Below are 21,129 nucleotides of genomic sequence, written 5' to 3'. Positions count from 1 at the left end.
GGCGCGATCGAATAGCGGTCCCGAAGTAGACTCTTGCTTTTCGGGTCCCTATCTCTGGTGCATGTGCGGACGAGTTTTCGTGAAAACCACAATCCCTGACATGGTTCGTCGGTTCGAATTCGCCCATCCTGGCGAGGTCGAACGGCTGGGCAACAGCTTTCCTCTCTGGAACGGCGCGCCAAGCCTGACCTATCCGATCATCATCCGAGAAGAGCTGTCGACCAGCATGGCCGGCTTTGTTTCGGCTCGCTGGGGCTTGGTCCCCGGTTGGGCTCGGGAAGGTGGCGGCCGCCCGCCAGCTGTCAACGCCCGCTGCGAGACGATCGCCAGTAATGGCTTGTTCCGCAAGGCTTACAACGCGCGCCGCTGCCTGGGTGCCCGTCGACGGCTATTTCGAATGGCAGAAGCTCGACGCGTCGGGAAAGAAAAAACAGCCCTACGCCATCGCGATGAAATCTGACGAGCCTTTCGCCATGGCCGGGATCTGGGAAGAGTATACCGACAAGGTAACCGGCGAACTTGTGCGGACCTTCGCCATCGCCACTTGCGAGCCGAACGAGCTGATGGCGACCATCCACGACCGCATGCCGGTGATCCTGGCGCCGGCCGACTACAGGCGCTGGCTGGGGCCGGAGCAGGACCCTCGCGACCTGATGAAGCCCTTTCGGTCCGATCTGATGAAGATGTGGCCGATCGACAGCAAGGTGGGTTCGCCGCGCAACAACACGCCCGATATCATCGAGGAGATTGGTCGCGGGCCTACTGATCTGTTTGACGTCTAGGTTCTGGGCTTTGTAGGCCGCTGCCACGACACATAGGGCATCTGATCGTAGACCCTTTGCACCCGGCTCGGTGCACTCCGCGCGGGCAACAAGTGCCGTTTGAGCTCAGCCACTTTGCGCATTGAAAAACCTTGCCGGCGCCCAGACATTGCCGGCACCCGAACTTCCTAAATGCTGCCAAGCACCACCTGCCCACCTACCTGAGACGGCAAGAACGTCAGGGGCATAAATTAGTTTCACCGAAGCTAATCCACGTCCGAGATTTTGCCATTCGTTAGGTGCGTCTCGATTTTGCTGAGCGCCTTGCGAATGACGTCGACCGCCTGCAAATTGACTGCGAAGTCGAAATTACCTTCCGCCGTCTCGAAAATTAGGACGCCGATCTTCGTTTCGTCGTCCCTCAGCATGCCGATGCCAATTCCTGTGGGCATATACGGTGGTCTATCTACCATGGGTTTCCTCCTTCAGAGATAGCGCTCCCCGTCGCCTCGGTGCTCGAAACAGAACCAATGCGGCTCTTGGCGAGGCCGAGCAAAGCCGAACCCTCCGTGCTTCGCGCAACCCGTGTGCTCGCACATGTGCCCTAGCGGATGTTCGGCCTTCAGGACTTGGGCCAGCGCCGCTTAGGTTCTTGAGCCGCGAGAGAGATAGTATTCTCATCCCGCTCATCGATGTCGATGACGTGACGGGCCGCGAATGGCAGTTCGACGCCGCTCCAGAACACCTCGTTTTGCTCTATCGCGCCTGGATCATTGTCCAGAATGCCGAGATAGCCGCCGGGGATACGCTCGCGAACAAGCACCCACATGCGTTCCACCGCAACGGACACGTCCGGATCACCGATGCGCATACGGAAGATCAGCTTGGCCAAGTCGCCCGGCTGCAGTCCTTCCCGGGCCTCACGAGGAGGACACCAAAAAGTATCGGGTGCCGCCCGATGGTATTCCTCCCCATCATCCAAGCACCAACCATCAACGTCGAAATCAGGTTCTCTCATAGGGAAGAGCTACCGCATCGGTGGAAGGTCTGCAAACCACCCCAGCTCGGTCATCCGCATTTATGAGTTCACGGCCTAGCACTCTGGCGCGCTCGCGTGGCGCTGGCGTTATGCCGTCGGGAAGCCTGATTGGTTCGTCGCTCATCTGCGGAAAGATTCCATAAGACCGCTTGACGGGCAAGGAATTTGTTCCTTTTCTGTTCTCAGGGCGCACGAACCGATCGACACCCTGGGGAAGGCGACCCGGCACAATATGATTGTGAAGGTGGAATGCAGTTGCGGCAATGTCCGCTACTGCAGATCGGCCGATCTCATGATGGTCTATGGCGGCGGCGCTGATCCGTTGAAGCTGAAATTCGACTGCAACCGGTGCAAGCCATCGGTCAAGATCACGCTCCTCGAGGTCCATCCCGAACACCTCCCCAAGAGGCTGATGATCCACAAGCCGATGAAGGTGGACGGCAAGATCACCTGGTACATCGAAAGCTTTCGGGGATGATCGTAGCGAGCGGCCGTGGGCGTCCTTACAGCAATCGCGATATAACGTGGATCAGGTGGGCAACTCGCGTACCAAGGCCAATGGTGAATTCGCCTTCGTTGAAGGCTAAGTCCAAACCGAGGAATCCTGCCCAGCAAAAAAGCAAAGGCGAGAAGCGCACTCACAAACGAAACATTGAATATACCTCAGCGTAGGTTGTGCGGTGATGGCGACCTCGTCGCCAAACCTTGGTGCGGGGCCTTCACAAGATCAGCGGGAACCTAATATGCGCCGGTTGCTATTGAAAAATGACCACACGCGCGCCAATTTCCTCGACAGGTGGATGGCAGAGCATCTGCCGGATGCGGTGACCGACGACCCGGGCGCGATAAACGATCTAGCCGACCACGTCATGGAAGCTGCGGACCGAGAGGGCATCGCGGTAAGCAAGATCTATGAGGAAGTCGACAGCGCCTTCGAAGTGATCGCAAAGGCGATGCAGCACCGCGATGGCAGCTTGGCCATTGCGGACCGCCGCGGACGGGGACAGTCGGTCCCGCGTCCCGTCCTGCGGCCGGCGCTATGCTGACGCTCCTACGGCTGTCCCGTTCACCGCCCGCGGCGGGGGCGAATTTCCTCCGTCCAACGCGCGACAATCGTCCGCTGTTGCGGAAGCGCGCAGGACTGCGGTTTGCACGCCCTTGCTCCCGCTCTCGCTCCACAAGCCGATCTTGAAGGGATAAGGAGCTTTTCGTAGTGACGAACTATGTCGCGGAGGTAGTCTTGACCGAATCCATACTTTCAGCTCCTGTTAGGGCGAAAGCATGAGGGTCACTTCCAAACGTCCGATGCCGGTAAAATGTCACGGACGACGAGACACTGTACGCCATATGGGGACAGATAACGAATGCAGAGCCATCACATGGCGGGCGACAATCATTCTGGCCTGTTAGCGACCGGCGGACCTGCAGGTCTGGCCGGCGCGGTAGCTCTCGAGGCAGTGCGTCGGCCAACTTCATTCCAATCGTCGAGGCGTTGCTTTCGAAGAACGGCCTGCACTTTGCTGCGGCCAGGAGCATGCTGTCCGGGATCGGTTCGGGAGGTTCGGCCTTTTCCATCTATAAACAAAATGTTAATCCGGTTCCGAGCAGGCGTGCCTTCGGGATCACCCGGGGCGCCAGGAAGAAGACTTCTTTCCCGATCTTTTTCCCACCGGGAGTTTGTCATTGTCGGCTAGGTTGCTGAGGAAGCCGACGAGCGTCTTCGCCTGCTCGGACGTGCAGGAATATAACCGCCGTTGGGCTTGGGTTCGGGATTTGACAATTCCGAGTTTGGCCATATCGGTCAAATGCTGTGAGAGGGCGGATTGTGTCCCGCCGATTAAAGAGACCAGCTCCGATACCGATCTCTCACCATCCATCAGATGAACCAGGATCAGCAACCGCTTGCGGAAGCCCAGCGTTGCGAGTAGCCGCGAGGCAGCGGAGAGCTGCCTTAGGGAAGGCCGGCCCTTAGCTCGCGTGCGCCTGCGAAGGTTGGGATCATCTTTGATTTCAGCCATACGCTGTCTCACGTAGGTACTCAAATCCACCTCGCGCGGCTAAACACGTAAAGCCCGCCACTGAGGGAACGGTGGCGGGCTTCGTTTGAAAGCTGTCCGAACAACTCTCGGGCGCCTCTGTCCGGGGGCGCTGGGAAGTCAACTAGAGCCGCTACAATCGGTTCCCGCCGCAAGGAAAAAAGTCAGTAGCGGGGCAAGTGCAGGCGTGCGCTGGAATCAACCAGCATGGGTCAACGGGTGGACGCCTGGGTGGTTGCGCGCAGGCCTGGCAGCCAACTTAGGGTCGGCGCTGTAACGCTGCGCCAGGCTCGATAACGCCACAGCTATATGACTCCAACCGTAAGTTCCGCACACGACGGGCTGGAATGGCCTGCTGCCGGTTTCGTGGACACGGAGATAAGGTGTTTAACGGAACTGGAGAGTTGGAATGCAAAGAAGGAAGTTCAACCGCGAGTTCAAGCTTGAGGCGGTGAGATTGATCAAGGATCGGGGCGTTGCGGTTGCCCAGGGTGCCCGCGACCTCGATCTCCACGAGAATGTGCTGCGCAAATGGGTGCGCGAGCTGTCGACCGATCCGCAGCATGCGTTTCCCGGTCATGGGCAGATGAAGCCGGAGCAGCAGGAGATCGACCGGCTGCGCAAGGAAGTGGCCAAGCTGAAGGCGGAGCGCGACATCCTAAAAAAGGCCGCAGCCTACTTCGCGAGGGAAGTGACATGAGGTTCGCTTTCATCGCGAGGCACCGGAACATATGGCCGGTGGCATGGCTGTGCAGTGCGCTGGATGTATCCCGGTCGGGCTTCCATGCCTGGCTCAACCGCAGTCCCAGCGCCCGCTCCCGGCACGACGAGATCCTCGTCTCCAGGATCGACCGCAGCTTCAAGAGCAGCGATCGCACCTATGGTTCCCGTCGCGTCTGGCACGATGTTCTGGCCGAGGGTCTCTCCTGCGGCCTGCATCGCATCGAGCGGCTCATGCGGGAGAACGGTTTGCGGGCCCGGCCTCGGCGTCGCGGACTGCCGAAGGATACGGGCGAGCGAGCGGCAGTGTCGGACAACCTCCTCGACCGCACCTTCGAGGCATCGGCACCGAACCTGTCGTCGGCTGGGCGATGAAGGCCGACATGACAGCCCAACTCGTCACCGATGCGCTCATCATGGCGATCTGGCGCCGAGGCAAGCCCGACAGCCTGCTTCATCATTCCGACCAAGGATCGCAATACACGAGCGAGCAGTTCCAGCACCTGATGGCCGACCACGGCATTACGTGTTCGATGAGCCGGTCGGGCAATGTCTGGGACAATGCGGCCATGGAGAGCTTCTTCTCGTCGTTGAAAACCGAACGCACAGCCCGCAAGGTCTACAGGACAAGAGATGCCGCCAGGGCGGATGTGTTCGACTACATCGAGCGCTTCTACAACGCTCGGCGGAGGCACTCGACACTGGGCTATCTGAGCCCCGTGGAGTTCGAGGAAAAAGCTATGTTAGCTTAACCGCGTGTCCGAAAAACCGGCAGCAGGCCAATTGGCGATTCTGGTCGTGGGGTGATCCTGGTCGTAGTTCGAGCTTGCCAGCGCGTCTAGGCGCATGAAGCCTTCTATGTTTTGAAAGGGCTAGAGGGTGGCTCAGCAAGGGTGATGCGATTTCCGTCCGGGTCCGCAAACTGGGCAATCCGTCCGTAGTCACCCTCGGACTCGCCGGTGAGTTTCACCCCAGTTTCCTCGAGCGATCTACGGGCATCATCCATTCTTGGGACAACAACGGTCAGTCTACCGGATCCTGCATTGTCCCTGTCCTGGAAGATTTGAATATTCGCCCCTGCGATGCCGCGCCATTGGATCAATCCGTCCATGGGACGATCGTCAGGCTCCCGGGCGAAAAGTTCGGTATAGAACTTCTCGGCACGATCCATGCTTGCTGTGGCGAGGGTGGCGTAGATGCCTTGGATTTCCATTAGATACCTCCGAAATGCCAGCACCTGTAACGAATAAGGCTTGGCTCGGTTCCGAACTCATTTCTAGGCGGCGGCAGAGGCAGAGGTCACTGGGGCGAGCCGCGCACGTGTCTGCTCTTAAGCCTCTCCCAAGCATCACTCAGGGGGGTGAGTCAAACGCCGAGTCGTTTTTGCTTTGCGTCGAATCTCCGAGTGAGATTAGTTTCGCGTTGCAGTGAGGGAAGGGCCATGCCGATCTATCAAAAAGTTACAGAAGCTGGCGTGTTCGATTCATCCGAAGTGGCCTTGATAGGCCGTGTGTTCGAGAAGTTGAAAACCGGGGGTCAGTCACCAGAGCATCGTGAAGCGCTCGCTTCTCGTATTATAGCAAACTATCAGGCTGGGATCAGAGACGAGGAAGAACTGGTAGCCGTATCTAAACTGCCGCTGGGGCGGTGAAGTCGAGACGTGCACGTTTCATGTCCCGGTTCTAGGCCAGACATTTGGAAGTCAGGGGCAAGTGGCAAGGCGCTGTCAGGCTTGCGCAGGATACGCCATCGATCGCTTCTTGCCTTCATCGCAGGTGGCGTTTTGTTTGCCAGTGTGATGTCGACAAGAGGTGGGGGTGGGGTCGACGATGCTCGACAAAAACGGATGTCGACAAAACTGGATAGCTGAAGGAACAAAGTTGGCGCGAGTACGTTCGCAGGGCCGGTGGGTTGCCGGGAGGAATAGGAATGTTGCTTCCCTTGGAGAACGCGATTTCGTCGGCTGTTCTGGCTCGCAGGAGTGGGCGTGCGGAAATTTACGGCGTCGTCGACCTCATCACTTGGAGACAGCAGACCTGCAGTCAGCGGCAGGCGTGCTGGCAACGCTGAAATAGGTGTGAGCTTTCGGGAGATTGTCCGTTCGGACCAGACCCAGGAGACTGTCGAGGAAGGCCAATGTCCGGCTCCTTCAAACGGAAAGCGACGCTTGGCCAGCCATAGTCGGGCGTTCCTTCGGAGCTACGATCCGGTGTGGGCTATTCTGTAGACAGTGACTTTCCCGAGCATATGGATTTCAGACTGCGGGCGAACAATGAAACGTTCCCAAAGTAATTCGGGTATATGTCGACAAGCTGTTCCACCTTATCCACCTCGACCAACGAAACCGTCCAATCAATTCCCCTTAGCGCGATTTTCTTCTCTATTTCTTCCAATTTCCGCGCCCCCATGATGAGAGTTCGGAATGATTGAATCGTAACGTTCTGATCCGCTCTATATTGCACCAAATGATGCCGAAAATGTCGCGCTGGCTGTACGAGGCTCTCTGAGCGGAGGGTAAGATTCGTGATATCTGCCAGTATACTTGTTGCACCTATACGCCTGTTGATATCCCGCAGTTCCCGCACTCGGTCATCGCGATCCGGACCACCGACACGAATTGGACACTGCTCAACCTGGGCGAATTCCGCCGACATAAGCTGGAAAAGACGTAGCCAATCCTGCTCCCCGTTTCCGTGCTTCAAATCCTGGCGCTGGAACAGCCCGACGGCCTCAACTGCAGTTGCCCATGAGTGCTGAAGTGTGGTCCGAACTTGCAATTCGATGCGTCGTCCCTCGAAAGCCTGGGTGTGGGCAGCTCTGGGTCGGTACTGGAAAACAATATGGTGACTTCGATAGCCGTCCGGCTTCGGCTCATCGATATAGTTAAATTCCCGACAGTGCATCTCATGGGGGAACTTGTCTCGCAGCGATTCTAGAAGCAAGCGGACGCTATCGATATCGGGCATGATCGCTCGGCAGCCGCCGATATCGTTCATGGTGTCCAAATTGGTGGTGGACTCTCGAAGCTTCCGACAAATGGATGCCAGACGCTTTGGACGCGATGCCATGTCGCCCTTCAATCGCAGGGCTTTGATGTGGTGACCGACAGAGAATCGAACGCTCCGCATGGGCAGAAAGTGCGAGTCGCGCCAGCTATTGGCGATTGAGAAGATTCGCATCGTGTCCACGTACTGGCCGGCAGTGGTGTCTTGTCCGAGCTGCATAGGTTTTGCCAGCCGATCACCTGCCTTGCGAACGGCTTGCATACTGTATTTGAGGCGCGGGTACTCAGTCATTGGACCACAAAGTCAAGGTAGGCCGCTTCATTCTGAACTGGGCGGGACGACCGCAGGAGAATCGGATCTCATGTATCGTACCGCTTTGTATCCCTCGAGTCCGCTCAGGGCGGCTGGATCGAAGCCACAAGACCAGGACGGTGCCTCCTTGAGTTGCCTCTGCGGTGACTCACCGGCCCCGGTAGCTTGGGCGCACGCAACTTCGCAACCATGCAGTTGCCGTCGCGTACTAAATGCGGCTCTCGAGTGTCCTTCCTGCCGCTTGTGGTGCCGCACATGTTTTGGGTAGCGGGCGAAGGGCGGGAGGGAACCTCATGCAGGCGGATCGGAGCGCTCTTCTTGGGTGTCGCCGCCGTCACCCTGGCCATTGCCGACATGCCGCCGTCTTCGAGCCGGGCATGTCTACGGCCTTGAACTCGTCGGCCCGGCTCCTTCGAACGGTTCAAACCTATTGCAACTGCCCGGATGGGCCATTCTCGGTTGCGGCCTGTCGGTTCACGTTCAGGCCATCTGAGTTCACGTCGTGATGAACATCCCAGCGAAAGCGCCACCTTTGCGCTTGCCCTGAAGGCATCCTATTCTGGAGGAATAGCATCCGCTCGTGGGGACAGAATGTCGGTCCTGCCTTTCTTGAGAATTCACGCACCGCTAAACGCGGTGCTAGCTGCGCCTGGGCTGCTGGCGGTGGCCGCGCTCACCATGCCGGACATGTCCGCACGAAGCAGGCTGGCTCTGACTGCCGTGCTGGCGGTCATTTGGGGCGCTTATCTCCTACAGATGGCCGAGACTCTGATCAAGCACTGGGCGGGAGACCTTCGGGACAGGACGCCTGCAATCGCCATTGATATGCTCGCGGTTTTGGTTCCACTCGCTGCATTTCTGCTCGAAGGCACGCCCGACCGGAGCCTCTACTGTGCTGTCTGGCTGCTCAAACCGCTGCGCGACTCGACCTTCTTCCCGGTACTGGGCAGGGTGCTGGCCAACGAAGCGCGTAACCTGATCGGCGTCACCACGCTTTTCGGCGTCGTTCTGTTCGGTGTCGCGCTCGCGGCCTATGTCATCGAGCGCCACATCCAACCGGAAAAGTTCGGCAGCATCCCTCAGGCAATGTGGTGGGCGGTGGTCACGCTGTCCACCACCGGTTATGGCGACGCCATTCCGCAAAGTTTCGCCGGCCGCGTCCTGGCTGGGGCGGTCATGATGTGTGGCATCGGCGTCTTCGCGCTGTGGGCCGGCATTCTTGCCTCCGGCTTCTATCAAGAAATCCGTCGCGAGGATTTCGTCCGCAATTGGCAGTTGGTCGCCGCCGTGCCGTTGTTTCAGAAGCTCGGCCCGGCCGCGCTGGTCGAGATCGTGCGCGCCTTACGGCCTCGTAGTTTGCCGGCCGGCGCCGTGATCTGCCGAAGGGGCGAGACCGGGGATCGAATGTTCTTTGTTGTGGAGGGGCGGGTGAGCGTCGTGATGTCGAACCCAGTGGAGCTTGGCCCTGGCGCCTTCTTCGGCGAGATGGCGCTGATGAGCGGCGAACCGCGTACGGCGACCGTCAGCGCCGCAACGGCTGTCTCACTCCTGTCGCTGCACGCGGCGGATTTCCAGATGCTATGCAGCAGCAGCCCGGAAATCGCGGAAATCATCCGCAAGACCGCGCGCGAGCGGCACGGCACGGCGCCGACGGCTTGACCGTACCAAAGTCTTCGTCAGGAGGAGGGCGCAATGGCTAGGCTGTCCAACTGCTTGTCGAGAATGGCTGGCTGGAAGGGTCGCCATTGAGACGACGGGCCGCGGGCAGCCGCCTGGGGTAATGTCGCGTTGCGCCAAATTGTCAACTGAACGACCGCCACCAAACGGCGGGGCTAAACATCAGGTGCCTCCTCCAAGGTTAGGCGCGCGGCAGCAACAACATTCGCGAGCTTGCCAGCTAGCAGAGTATCTATCGGCGAGTTCCCGCCAAGCTTGTCCGTCGGCGCCATCAACCATCTCCAGGCAAGCCGATGGTCGCCAAACATGGCGATCAATTCGGCTATCCCATCTGCAGGGCGAGCATCGACAAACTGCTTCAATGGAAAAACAAACCTGCTGCTTCCAGATTTAAGTGCGATCACCTCATCGCGTTTCTGCCACCGAAAGAGCGTCGACCTCGGTATCCCAAAATGCCTTTCTATCACTGTTGGCCCAGCTACCGGCCCCGCCCAATCACTCGCCGCACTGAGAGGCGCTTGGGGGACCGCCGGTGGCGGTACCGCTTTGAAACGCTGCAGTCGTGGATCAAATCGGCCTTGTGCCTCTGCCACTATATGCCCGATAAATATCTGAGCGAGGTTTTCAACATCATCCTCGATAGTTGGGAGGGCTCGCTGAACAGCCTGAGTTTGAACACCGATTGCTGAAGATATATACCCTGCCAATCTCGCGGCAATTCTAAGGGCCGGCTTGCCGATTGTCGGATCGTGCTCAAGAAGAATTTTCGACACGGCGGCAGCCACCGTATTTTCCAGTCTTGGTCGGCTGGCTTGCTTAACAAGGTTTCCACCTCGTGAGAATCGCCGCCTAGTGACCATGCAGATTACCTCTTCAAATGCTACCTAAGTTGCGTGACCCCTGTTTAGCCGAGGAGACGTAGTACCTCAGTGCGTTGCGGAAGTCATAGACGGCAAACACAATGCACAATTGGCACCGTTCTGTCCAGTGGAGATGGTGACGTTGCTTGGAGTAATGCTTGGCCTACATTGTGTTCGAGCACCACCAAACCTAAACTCCGCGAAAAGACGTGGGGTCGCTGGCGCTTTTGCGCGCAGCCCTGACGAGATTTTCGTCATGGCCCGGTTTCGTTCTTGATCTCCAGCGCTGCCGGTAGCCCTTCGAGCACAGTGACGCAGCCATCGAGATCGTTGGTGGCCAGATGCGCGTAGCGCATCGTCATCGACATCGTCTGATGACCCAGCCACATCTGCACGCGCCTGATGTCGATGCCACCCTGGACGAGGCGCGCAGCACAGGTGTGACGCAGGATATGGGGTACGACCTGGTGGTCGGCGCCAAGTCCAACCTCGGCTTTCGCCTCGTTCCATATGGCACTGAACTGTGCCCGGCTCAACTTGGTGAACGGGCCTTTCGGCCGAGGGCGTCCGTCCGGAGGCATCCTGATCACCTCCTTGACCCGCTCGGTCATCGGGATGGTGCGGCTGCGGCCGGATATGATGGTTTGGAAACTGACGCGATGTTCCTTGATGTCGTTCCAGGTCAGCCCGAGCGCCTCGCCGAGACGGCAGCCGCTATCGACCAGGAAGACGGAAAGCCTGTAAGCATCCTCGCTGCGGCTCTTAATGGCGGCGAACAGCCGCGCTTCTTCATCCCTCTCGAGAAAACGAATCCGTCCCGCCCGCTCTTTCTGGCGGCGGAACTCGTGCAGGCTCTCGAGATCTCCCATGTTGTAAGCCTTGCGGAAGTGGTCGGGAGTTTCGGATCAACCAAAAGATTGAGCCTCCCCTAGCAGGGCAGCGCCTTCGACCACTCGGCCGCCTCTGCGTTGCGCCGCTGGATAAAGAAAAGCGCCGGCACAATCAACAAGGCCGTGTCATAATATGGAGAAGGTGAGCGCGCCGAACATTTCAGCCTTCCTCGGGTGCGGCAGTTCCGCGGCAATTCCTGGGCAGATGAGCCCCAGGCCTTGCATGATCCGGTCGGCCGATCGCCGGATTCGGCCGAGACAGGCGGTCGTGAGGGGACCAATGGTTAACGAGAGCTTTCCAAGTGAGGCCAAATCGTGACGTTTCTGCAACACAGGTCGGGGATAGCGGCCGAACTGTCCATGCGCCGGTACGATCGTGGTTGAACGCCGCCGGCTCATGGGTAATGTCAATTTCGAAGGAGCGGCGCGGTGCGCATCTTTTTCGGTAGTGGGGATGGGGCAGGGAACGCTGTCCTTCAGCAAAGAATACCCAGACCCGTTTTTTAACTTTTGACTGGAGGTCAGAAAATGAACATCAAGAGCCTTCTTCTCGGCTCCGCTGCGGCCCTGATCGCAGTTTCCGGTGCGCGCGCCGCCGACGCCGTCGTCGTCGCCGAGCCGGAGCCCGCTGAATACGTCAAGATTTGCGACGTCTACGGCGCTGGTTACTTCTACATCCCCGGCACCGAAACCTGCCTGCGCATCGGCGGCTATATCCGTTACGACATCGGCGTCGGCGACGTGGGTTCGTTCGACGGTGCGACAAGCGCCGATCACGAGACCCCCGGCGACAGCAACGACACCTTCTACAAGCATGCCCGTTTCGCGCTGAAGACCTGGACCGGTCAGGAAACCGAACTCGGCACCTTGAAGACCTATACCGAGACCCGCTTCAACTTCCAGAACAACAACCGTGACTCGGGCAGGTTCGGAACGCTCAATACTGCTGGCAACGGCGATACCGTCTCGCTGAACTTTGCCTGGATCCAGCTCGGTGGTCTCCGCGTCGGTAAGGATGAATCAGCCTTCGACACGTTCATCGGCTACGCCGGCAACGTGATCCAGGATACGCTGGTTCCGTATGGCGGCTTCGACACAAACGTCGTGCAGTACTACTTCGACGCTGGCAACGGCTTCTCGGCTGTGGTCTCTCTCGAAGAAGGCTCGGGCACCGACACGATCGACAGCTATGTTCCGCATGTCGTCGGTGGCGTGAAGTGGACGCAGGGCTGGGGCGCGGTTACTGGCGTCATCGCTTACGACAGCAACTATGAAGAAGTCTCCGGCAAGGTTCGCTTGGACGTGAACGCCACCGACCAGATTTCGCTGTTCATCATGGGCGGCTACGGCTCCGATGATAACCTCACCGACGGCACCTGGGCGTTCCCGGCTGGCGGTCGCGGCTTCTACAAGCCGTGGAGCGGCAATTGGGCAGTCTGGGGCGGCGGCACCTACAAGTTCAACGAAAAGACCTCGTTCAACCTCCAGGCGTCGTATGACGAAGGCAAGAACATTGGCATCGCCGCGAACGTTGCCTATGACATCGTTCCCGGCTTCACGATCACGGCCGAAGTCGACTACTCGCATCTCGGCGACGACTCCGTGTCGAACTGGACGGGTATTACTCCTGGCGATGACGACGCAATCGGCGGCATGCTCCGCTTCCAGCGCTCCTTCTAACAGGCGCTGCCTTATTGAAATCGAAAACCCGGCGGGCAACCGCCGGGTTTTTTCATGCCGTCTGTATGGAACTTCGGACAGCCGATGGCATGGCCGCCCGCCTGCTGCCACGCTTGCAGACGTGGAAGAACAACCCTAGCAGCGAAAAGGAAAGGAGGAAGCCAAACTGCTTGGCGAGCGACGCGCGAAACGGCGGGAGGCTCTGTGGCCAGGATACGCCGGCGGGACAGGTGAAGGAACGCGGCGGTCAGCCTGAGGAGACCCTGTTAGACTGGTCTATCGGCGGAAAGCGTACGCCGGCGGGATTGGATGCAAGCAAACTGCGCGCAGCATCAGGCACTACCGGTCAAATCTCAGCAAGATCGCCCAAGGCTTCAATCAACGGCTGAATCTCGCTTTCGTAATTCTTCCAACGCTTGACGGACGACGTATAGATCGGCTGGCGGACCTGCCAATTGCTGTAGGTGTTTACGGAGCCGCCTTTGTCAAAAAAGCGCAGGCAGGCATCGTCCCACGGCAATCCGAGATAATCCATGAGCCGGCGCGACTGCTCCTCCTGATTTTCGATCAACGTCTCGTAGCGATTTTCGAAAATACGACCCGGGAAAACCTTGTCCCAATGCCGCATCAAGCGATCATACTCCCGGTAGTAAAGCCCCAGCGTCTCAAGATCGGCACTGTAGCTGTGGGCTTTATTGAACTGCAGGACGAAACAGGAGATGCAATTGTCGATAGCGTCGCGACGACAATGAATGATACGCGCTTTGGGGAAAAGAAGGCCAACCAGGCCAATCAGCTCGAAATTGTGAGGCATCTTGTCAACGATTCGCAGCGAGTCGGGAGCCCGCTCGCGCAGATAAGCAAGGTGCTCTTCGGCCAAAGTCCTGGTCAGATCGGGAGTAATCATCGCGATGGATTGGCCGAAGTTCACGCTGGAGCGGTCTGCGACACCGAGTCCATTGGCTGTTCGCCTAAGTTTGCTGAGCTCGCCGGCGCCATGAACATCGGGGTGAGTGGCACAGATCTGCTCTGTCAATGTCGTGCCCGAACGAGGCATGCCCACGACGAATACAGGCGCCTCCGAGGGATTGCCGTACGCGGCTCTTGAAGCCACCAGTTCCGGCGCGAAGGTTGCGATCATGCCGTCGACCCAGCGGCGGTAAGACTGCAGATCGAATGTATGGCCCCCGGCTTCATTCCCCTTCTTAAAGTGATCCATCGCCTCCTTATAGCGACGGAGGTCGTTGAGAACCTTTCCTGCGGCGTGATGGAGCGCTGCCGCTCCCTCCGGCCCATGGCCCGGGTCTTGAAGCTCCGTCAGGATTGCCCCGAGTTCTGGCGGCTCTTCAGCGAATTTGCGCGTGCGTACAAGCGCGTTGTGGGCAGCCGGTACCGCGATGCGCCGTTCTATTGCCTCTTTCAGATGAACCGCGGCTTCGGCCATACGGCCGAGGCTTGCGAGCGCGCGGGGCAACCCCAACCGGGCTACGGGATGATCTCGGTCGATCCTGAGCGCCTTCTCAAAGAGCGGCAGCGCCATCTCCCCCTTGTCAAACGCATTGTAGGCATCGCCCAAGGCGCAAAGCGCTTCCACCAGATCCGGCTTCAAGTCCAGGGCGTACCGAAAGTGCTTGATCGCCGGCGTAAATTCGCTGACCTTCAAATAGGTCTCGCCGAGGCTAAGATGGTAGTAGGGATTCTGCGGATCCTCTGCCACCGCCCGAGCGAAATACCGCAGTGACTTTTCGTTATCGAAATCGAGCCCGAGCGTTCCCAGGATATATAGGGCCAGCGGATGGTTGGGCGTGCGAGCAAGGACCCTGTGGCACAGTTCCTCAGCCTCGGATAGACGTTCGGCCTGCTGCAACTCGAGCGCCTGCCGTAAAAGCAAGTCGTCGGCGTGGCTGCGGTGGGGGCCTGCCTTGAACTGCGCTTTGGATGACGCAGCCTTCGGTGATGCCGCCTTCGGCGAGGGTGGGGTGCGGAGGTGCTTTGCCCATGCGGGCGGCAATCGGTTGCTCATCCTTGGTTCGCTAGCAAAAGGGGCTTGGAGAATCCAGCCTCAACAGCCGTTTTGCGCAGAGCGCTGGTGTCGCCCCATCGATTTGCCCATTCTTCCGGATCGACCCTTATCGGATTTCCGTTCCGCGCTATGAGGTAGTAACCTAGCTCCCTCCGCACTGCCAAGACAATCCGGTGATCACAAGTTTGGCGCGTCTCAAACCATTCATGGGATGCGATATAAGCAACCACCTGCAAACCTCGCCGCGATGTCTCGGCCAGGTCACGGCGCTCCTTCGACCGAACTCGTGGACGCCATGGCGTCGGCGCCGGCGGCGCTGTGGAGACAGGATTGCCGGTTGCCCGAGGCGCGCACGAACCCTGCCGCCTAGTGGCGATCCCCGACGTCGCTCCGGTGACGGCGCTCTTTCCTATTCCGTCGTGCTGGCTTTTTTTCTGCGACGAATGGTGTGCGATTGCGCGACGGCCATTTTCACCGCGGGTGTAATCGCCAAAGATCCGTTCTCTGCCTCATGCGGATTCTGCAGCCCTTGGACGTGGACGGTCGGAAATGGGAGTTCGATGCCCTGCTCCTTGAAGACCTGGCGGAGGCGTACGTAGAATTTGCGTTTCATACCAAAGGCGCCTCCCGGCCTGGTTGTGGCCTTGACCCTCAATACAATGCCGTATTCGCCAAACTCCTGTACGCCCTGCATCTTGATCGGGTCGAGCACCCAGTGCTTGAACTCAGGATCTTCCGCCAATTCGAGGCCGATCCGCTTGATCAGCTTGCGAGCGAATTCGATATCGGTGTCATAGCCGACGGTGATGTTGAATTTGTCGATAACCCAGTCACGGCTCTGGTTCTGGACGGCCCCGAGTTCACCGAAAGGTATGGTGAACAGCGGACCCCGATGGTGGCGCAGCTTCACCGAGCGCAGGGAAAAGCTTTCCACGGTACCCTTGTAATTGCCCGAGGAAATATATTCGCCGACACGAAACGCGTCGTCGAGCAGAAAAAAAACGCCCGAAATGATGTCCTTGACGATAGTTTGTGCGCCAAAGCCCACCGCGACGCCGACAACGCCGGCGCCAGCGATCAGTGGGCCAATCTGGATACCCAGCGAGGCGAGCATCATAAGCGCTGCCATCACGATGATCGATGCGAGCAGGATGTTCTGGAGGATCGGCAACAGCGTGTGCAGCCGCGCCTGCTGCGGATCTAGCATCGGGACCTCTTCGTCGCCGATCACAGGGTGTGCCGTTTCGATGCCCAGCTTTCGTTCGATCAAGGCTTTGATGATCGACCAGCCGAAATCGGCTGCGAGGGCAATGACCACGACATTGATCAGGCCGCGCAATATGAAGGTCGTCGTCGTATCGCTGCCGCGCATGGATTGCATGTCCAGGCCCCAGACACGCGCTAGAAAGTAAGCCGCCGCCAGGATGAAAATCATTCGGATTCCGCGATCGATGACAGCGATCGCCACCGCCGGGATCGTAGGCCGGCCAAGATCTACCGAACCTGGTCGCAGGACGAAGTTAACCCCGCGCTGCGTCGTCACGATTGCCCAAGGCAGGAAGAGTGCGGCGAAGGTAAACCAGAAGTATACATAAAGGCCCGCGATGCGCTGCAGAAACAGGACGAGGAAATAAGCTGTCAACAGCCATGTCGCTTCCGTGTGAACGCTGTGGCGCGCACCGTCTCGCTGCGTTCTTGGCCGACGCCAAATGGCCAGCAGCACGAGCAACAGCAGCACGAAATCGGCGCCAAGCGACAGGACCATCATTCCGTCCTGATCGATGCCGAGACCTGGCAAGAGGATGAACGCGGCGGCGACGAAGTCGAAGACGCCAACGATCCGGGGCAGCCAATAGGACCAATGGTCAGCCGCTTCGTTGGTGATTGGCAAAGCACGAACCTCGACGGCGTTGTCGACGTTCATGAAGGAAGGGACGAGCATGGCCATGACGTACATGCGCACCCCCCATGTAACGACTGCCGCCATCAAGAATGTCAGTACAATCTCGCGGATAAGCATTGGCCAGTCGAACAGCATGAACGCGCCGGCGCTGCCCAGTGCGAACGAGACGATCAGCATGCTGGAATAAAGCGTGCGGCCACCAATCTTCTTGGCCCGCCCAACGGGCGTATCCTTCGGTTGCGCGATAATCCAGAGACGAAATGGACGGCTCAACTTGTACGTTGCCCAAGTAAGCGCCAGGCCGGCAGCGATGAACATCGCAATCAGCAAGAGTACCCCGGCAGATCCCTTGCTGGACATATCCTCCATGGTCTCTGCCCGAACGCGCGCGAACTGACCCGGCAGCAGGGGCAAAGTTCGCACGATTCTTCCGATATGATCCCTGATCATATCGAGCGTCGAGGATGCCATCGTATTCATCTGGCCTGATGCGGCCGCGGCGCCGGACGATGCGTCGGCCGGAGAAGCGCCTGCCCCGGCAGGCGCTCTCGTTGACGCGGCGTCCTGATTTCGCTGTTCGGCCATCCAGGCCTTCACTGACGCATCGTCGAGCAGTTCGAATAGCTGTTTGACCCTTTCAGGCGGGACGGTCGCCGGCGCCTGCGCCTGCGCTGGACCAGCCAACAAGAGGGCGGTTCCAAAGATGAGCTGCCTGGCAACCAGGACGAACATCGCGCCAAGGTGTCGGAGAGGTTGTGTCGGGCGCGCCAGGTTCCTGGTTCCCAATCGTCGAATGATGAGACGCATCGTGCTGTTAACCTTCCGGTCAGATCGGCAAGCAACGACATCTATGCCCGCCATTGCTCCTAGGTTGAAGGAGCCGATGTTGTGGTACAAGAGTCCACCGTTCAAGCTAGACAATTGCGTAGGGTGTGGTCACGCAAATCAGTCATGTGATCCGCAATTCAAAGACGCTGGGCGTTACGGCGGCTTCCGATAGAGCAAAACGCGCGTATGCCGCGTTGCGCATCGCCGGCCGAGGCTATGTGATGGAAATCTGGGACCCTCACACAGGCTATACACATCAGGGCAGCCAAAAGCATCACCGTGTGCGTCTATCCCCGCATAACGCGATAGACAGTTGCATCGCCCTTTACACCTCGAAGAGGCGCATCGAAAGCGACAATGCGTGGCCCGGCAAGGGGTCGCTCACGCCTGGTGCGGAATAGAGCGCTTGGGAGATGCTGACATTGTCTACCGTTCAAACGAGCACGGCCTCGATGGTAGCAACAAAGTCGTCGAGCGAGCGATCCCCGCGAATCTCGATGCGCGGAAGGTCGATGGGGTCGCTATTAAGGTCCGCCGGTCCGTGTCTGCCGCCGAAGCCGATCCGGTAGCCGCACTCCTTGGCCAGCCTGCCGAGCCGTTGGTCGGTGACAGAGAAGGGTGCCGCGAAGGCCGTGGTTGGCCGGCCGGTCCACCGTTCGACGAACATACGAGAGCGCAGGAGCTCGGCGGCCAAATCAGAGCTCGACAGACCATCGATGGCGCGGTGCGTCGCCAGATGGCTTCCGAAGAACGCACCCTCGGCGGCGAGACGTCGCACCGTTCCGGCGTCCATAAGCCGCGTCGGCGGACCGCTGACGGCGTCCCACTTTGCACTTTCCCCCACCAGGTCCGTCACCAGGAACACTTCCGCGGTCAGGTCGTGCGCACGCAAGATCGGCCAGGCATGGTCGGCAAAGTTCTGGAATCCGTCATCGAAGGTGATGAGCACCGGGCGGCCAGTGAAAGGCTGACGGTTGGCGATGGACAATTCCAGTTGCTCGGACATGATCGCGTGAAAGCCATTGGCGCGCAGCCATGCCATCTGGCTCGCGAATGCGGCGGGCGTGAGTCGGAAACGGGCGAGCGCGGCCGGACCTTCATCGGCGACGCTGTGATACATGAGGACAGGGATACGTTGCCGCCGCTCGCTACGAGCGACGGCGCGGCGCAAGACCCGTGCCCCGCCCCAGACAATGTTTCGCGCGACCCCGATGCCGATGGGTGCGCGGACCGGCACATGATCAATCACCGGCTCCGTCGCCACGTAATCCGGCGACAGGCGGCAGAAGCGATCTATTCGATAGAGTTCGGTCTGGATCGATTGCGCAAGGACGAGACCTTCGGTCTCTGCGAAGGTTTGCGAGATCGTTTGTGCGCCGAAAGTGTTCCAGTCGAAGCCCGTCCTTTCAATATTGTCGCGTAGCACGAATGCGTGTGCATTGATGAAACTGCCGCCAGGCGCCAGTGCCTCAACGAATTTTTTGGCGATGCGCCGCAACCCGGCGAGATCTTCTAGGTAGTAGAGCACTTCCGAACAGACGATCAGTTCCATCTCATTGGGCAGCGTGTCCGCAAAAAAATCCAGTACACTGAATTCGACATTCGGCTGGTCCGAGCAGCGCGCGCGCGCCCGTTCGATGGCTACGGCGGAAATGTCTGTGGCGGTCAAATGGCCCACTCGGGGTGCCAGTTGTCGCGTGAAATGGCCTTCCGCACAGGCCAGCTCAAGCGCCCGTCCTATGGGACCGGCCGGCAGAATTTCGAGCTGCCGCTCATATTTTTCCTGCTCGTAGGCCGAGCTGTAGCTCCAGGGATCCTCGGTCGCGAAATACCGGTTCCAGAACGACTTACGATCCTTGTCGTGGCCACTCGAGGCGGGTGCACGGCGCGGCGCTGGAAGCGGCTGCGTAGCGTCAGCGCTTGACCGAACCAGTTCCCGCGCTTCCGACATCAATTGCGCGAGTTTACCGAAGTGGCTGTCCGGATCAGGCCGGCGTTCCGTTGTCGTCGACAGTGCCTCGGCTGCCAGCGTGCTTGATGTGTCGGCGCCGTCGTCCTTTTGTGGTAGGAAATTCAGGATCAGTTCAATCCAATGGCGCCTTGTCACTTTCCCGAGTACGCCGAACTGTACGATAGCCCCGATCTGCCCATCCATCATCAGGTAGGCATAGATTTGATCGATTTCTTCCGAAAGCTCGGTCGACGTTGGATTTCGAGCGTCGACGCGAATTCCGAAAGTGCGCGCCAGCCTGCGAGGAGCGGCAAGATCGTCGGCGTCGAGCAGCATTTGCTCGAGATGATACTGGACGCGACGACCCGCAACCGGGTCGCCCCAGACCTTGCCGAGTTCGATGATCAACTGTGTGATGGCGCCGCCAAACCTGTCCCACCGGGCAGCCATATGGGCTGGCACCGATAGGCTTCCTACCATCAGGCCGTCGAAGGTCACCTTGGCGATCTCGCGCGCCCACTTACGCCTTGCCGGCAGCGCGCGCAGGGATTGCGGGTTGATCGAGCCGCCGCCGCTGCCGCAATCCGACGCAGCGTTCCACAGGGCGAACCACGCCAGTGCTTCGGAAGCGGTGCGGCCGCCCGCCGAGATCGCGCCATTGGCATGCGCCGGCGCTGGGTGCTTGACCCTGGGGTCGGTGGCAAAGCCGCGGGCGATAATGATTTCCGCGTCTGCCAGCGTCTGCCTCGAATTGCGGGTGAGCGCGTTGGGGCTGGCTCGACAAAAGGCGAGCGGCTCGTCGACCATCACCCAATTTGTGCCCTGACGTGCGACGCGCTGCCATAGATCCCAATCCTCGCAGCTGCGCAGCGACACGTCAAAACCGCCCAATTCGACTATTGTTTCCCGGTCGACCAGCAGCGCGTGAGTGGCGATGGCACATCGGCGGGCGAACGTTTCGAAGGGCTGGCCTGCGACCTCGGGCGCGATGCTCGCCGGGGTGAGCGCTCCATCGGGCATCACGCGCCGCGAACCGCAATAGGCGGCGACTGCATCGGGAGCGGTTTTCAGCGCAGCCAGCATTTTTGTAAGAAAGCTGGCATCCAGCCAGTCATCGGCATCCAGGAACATCAGCCAGTGGCCGCGCGCCGTCGAAATCCCGTTGTTACGTGCGCCGGCGGGGCAATTGGCGCAAGAACTCAAGGTGCGAAATCGGGCATCCTGTTCCACATAAGCGGCGATGATCGCGGGGGTGCGGTCCGTGGAGGCGTCGTCGACGATGATCGCCTCCCAATCCGCGGTTTCCTGATCGACAAGGCAATCGAGTGCCCGCGTCAGCGTTACCTCCGCGTTGTGCGCAGGAACAACGATCGAAACCAATGGATTATGCGCCACGTGTCTCACCCGCGCCTTGTTCGTTCAGATAGAACAAATGCGTTGATCT

14 protein-coding genes and 3 pseudogenes are annotated in these 21,129 nt (G+C 59.2%); 7 read left to right on the top strand and 10 right to left on the bottom strand.

Going from position 1 to position 21,129, the window contains the following annotated elements; genetic code table 11:
* The first annotated feature begins 61 nt into the window (after positions 1-61).
* Positions 62-782: pseudogene (locus LB516_RS21590) on the top strand (SOS response-associated peptidase).
* A gap of 245 nt (positions 783-1,027) precedes the next feature.
* Here LB516_RS21590 and LB516_RS21585 read toward each other — a convergent pair.
* Complete coding sequence (locus LB516_RS21585) at positions 1,028-1,234, bottom strand: hypothetical protein (protein WP_140661368.1); 207 nt, start codon at positions 1,232-1,234, stop codon at positions 1,028-1,030.
* A gap of 149 nt (positions 1,235-1,383) precedes the next feature.
* A complete protein-coding gene (locus tag LB516_RS21580) occupies positions 1,384-1,653 on the bottom strand; it encodes a hypothetical protein (protein WP_210241316.1) in 270 nt (89 codons plus the stop codon).
* Between the two features lie 379 nt (positions 1,654-2,032).
* On the opposite strand from LB516_RS21580, the gene LB516_RS21575 reads away from it, so the two are divergent.
* Entirely contained in the window at positions 2,033-2,278 is a 246-nt protein-coding gene (locus tag LB516_RS21575; RefSeq protein WP_140661366.1) for a hypothetical protein, read from the top strand.
* 265 nt (positions 2,279-2,543) lie between these two features.
* Complete coding sequence (locus LB516_RS21570) at positions 2,544-2,846, top strand: DUF768 domain-containing protein (protein WP_140661365.1); 303 nt, start codon at positions 2,544-2,546, stop codon at positions 2,844-2,846.
* A gap of 576 nt (positions 2,847-3,422) precedes the next feature.
* Here the strand turns inward: LB516_RS21570 and LB516_RS21565 are convergent.
* Positions 3,423-3,818 (bottom strand): ArsR/SmtB family transcription factor, encoded by a 396-nt coding sequence (locus LB516_RS21565; RefSeq protein ID WP_140716931.1) that lies wholly within the window; start codon positions 3,816-3,818, stop codon positions 3,423-3,425.
* Between the two features lie 427 nt (positions 3,819-4,245).
* Between LB516_RS21565 and LB516_RS21560 the strand changes: the two are divergent.
* Positions 4,246-5,308: pseudogene (locus LB516_RS21560) on the top strand (IS3 family transposase).
* A 104-nt stretch (positions 5,309-5,412) separates the two neighbouring features.
* Here the strand turns inward: LB516_RS21560 and LB516_RS21555 are convergent.
* The gene (locus LB516_RS21555; RefSeq protein WP_140661363.1) at positions 5,413-5,769 is read right to left on the bottom strand and encodes a VOC family protein; all 357 of its coding nucleotides are present in this window, start codon (positions 5,767-5,769) and stop codon (positions 5,413-5,415) included.
* Between the two features lie 228 nt (positions 5,770-5,997).
* Between LB516_RS21555 and LB516_RS21550 the strand changes: the two genes are divergently transcribed.
* A complete protein-coding gene (locus LB516_RS21550; protein WP_140661362.1) occupies positions 5,998-6,207 on the top strand; it encodes a hypothetical protein in 210 nt (69 codons plus the stop codon).
* Positions 6,208-6,772: 565 nt separating this feature from the next.
* Here LB516_RS21550 and LB516_RS21545 read toward each other — a convergent pair.
* A complete protein-coding gene (locus tag LB516_RS21545; protein WP_140661361.1) occupies positions 6,773-7,852 on the bottom strand; it encodes a RelA/SpoT domain-containing protein in 1,080 nt (359 codons plus the stop codon).
* Positions 7,853-8,464: 612 nt separating this feature from the next.
* On the opposite strand from LB516_RS21545, the gene LB516_RS21540 reads away from it, so the two are divergent.
* Complete coding sequence (locus tag LB516_RS21540; RefSeq protein ID WP_140661360.1) at positions 8,465-9,532, top strand: cyclic nucleotide-gated potassium channel; 1,068 nt, start codon at positions 8,465-8,467, stop codon at positions 9,530-9,532.
* A gap of 173 nt (positions 9,533-9,705) precedes the next feature.
* Here the strand turns inward: LB516_RS21540 and LB516_RS29055 are convergent, their stop codons facing one another.
* Positions 9,706-10,335, bottom strand: coding sequence for an antitoxin Xre/MbcA/ParS toxin-binding domain-containing protein (locus LB516_RS29055; RefSeq protein ID WP_181174552.1), 630 nt, complete (start codon positions 10,333-10,335; stop codon positions 9,706-9,708).
* A gap of 329 nt (positions 10,336-10,664) precedes the next feature.
* A pseudogene (locus LB516_RS21530) lies at positions 10,665-11,294 on the bottom strand (site-specific integrase); the annotation flags it as partial.
* 534 nt (positions 11,295-11,828) lie between these two features.
* Between LB516_RS21530 and LB516_RS21525 the strand changes: the two are divergent.
* Positions 11,829-12,980, top strand: a complete 1,152-nt coding sequence (locus LB516_RS21525; protein ID WP_140616480.1) for a porin — start codon at positions 11,829-11,831, stop codon at positions 12,978-12,980.
* Positions 12,981-13,326: 346 nt separating this feature from the next.
* Here LB516_RS21525 and LB516_RS21520 read toward each other — a convergent pair whose 3' ends face one another.
* From LB516_RS21520 to LB516_RS21510, 3 genes are all read right to left on the bottom strand, one after another.
* Entirely contained in the window at positions 13,327-15,003 is a 1,677-nt protein-coding gene (locus LB516_RS21520; protein WP_140722157.1) for a tetratricopeptide repeat-containing sulfotransferase family protein, read from the bottom strand.
* Positions 15,004-15,412: 409 nt separating this feature from the next.
* Positions 15,413-17,713: a mechanosensitive ion channel family protein gene (locus LB516_RS21515; protein ID WP_224720324.1), complete on the bottom strand. Its 2,301-nt coding sequence runs from the start codon at positions 17,711-17,713 to the stop codon at positions 15,413-15,415.
* Between the two features lie 454 nt (positions 17,714-18,167).
* Positions 18,168-21,080, bottom strand: a complete 2,913-nt coding sequence (locus LB516_RS21510) for a trifunctional glycosyltransferase/class I SAM-dependent methyltransferase/polysaccharide deacetylase (protein ID WP_140722160.1) — start codon at positions 21,078-21,080, stop codon at positions 18,168-18,170.
* Positions 21,081-21,129: the final 49 nt, after the last annotated feature.

It is taken from the genome of Mesorhizobium sp. CO1-1-7 (genome assembly GCF_020164885.1).
Taxonomy (GTDB): domain Bacteria; phylum Pseudomonadota; class Alphaproteobacteria; order Rhizobiales; family Rhizobiaceae; genus Mesorhizobium; species Mesorhizobium australicum.
The sequence above is the reverse complement of the archived record's forward strand: the minus strand, read 5'-3'. Positions and strand labels throughout refer to the sequence as shown.

Bases quoted from the DNA above. Each gene is read 5' to 3' on its own strand.
- LB516_RS21540 (WP_140661360.1), top strand. From the start codon at position 8,465: ATGTCGGTCCTGCCTTTCTTGAGAATTCACGCACCGCTAAACGCGGTG.
- LB516_RS21550 (WP_140661362.1), top strand. From the start codon at position 5,998: ATGCCGATCTATCAAAAAGTTACAGAAGCTGGCGTGTTCGATTCATCC.
- LB516_RS21525 (WP_140616480.1), top strand. From the start codon at position 11,829: ATGAACATCAAGAGCCTTCTTCTCGGCTCCGCTGCGGCCCTGATCGCA.
- LB516_RS21555 (WP_140661363.1), bottom strand. From the start codon at position 5,769: ATGGAAATCCAAGGCATCTACGCCACCCTCGCCACAGCAAGCATGGAT.
- LB516_RS21515 (WP_224720324.1), bottom strand. From the start codon at position 17,713: ATGCGTCTCATCATTCGACGATTGGGAACCAGGAACCTGGCGCGCCCG.
- LB516_RS21585 (WP_140661368.1), bottom strand. From the start codon at position 1,234: ATGGTAGATAGACCACCGTATATGCCCACAGGAATTGGCATCGGCATG.
- LB516_RS21570 (WP_140661365.1), top strand. From the start codon at position 2,544: ATGCGCCGGTTGCTATTGAAAAATGACCACACGCGCGCCAATTTCCTC.
- LB516_RS21520 (WP_140722157.1), bottom strand. From the start codon at position 15,003: ATGAGCAACCGATTGCCGCCCGCATGGGCAAAGCACCTCCGCACCCCA.
- LB516_RS21565 (WP_140716931.1), bottom strand. From the start codon at position 3,818: ATGGCTGAAATCAAAGATGATCCCAACCTTCGCAGGCGCACGCGAGCT.
- LB516_RS21575 (WP_140661366.1), top strand. From the start codon at position 2,033: ATGATTGTGAAGGTGGAATGCAGTTGCGGCAATGTCCGCTACTGCAGA.
- LB516_RS21545 (WP_140661361.1), bottom strand. From the start codon at position 7,852: ATGACTGAGTACCCGCGCCTCAAATACAGTATGCAAGCCGTTCGCAAG.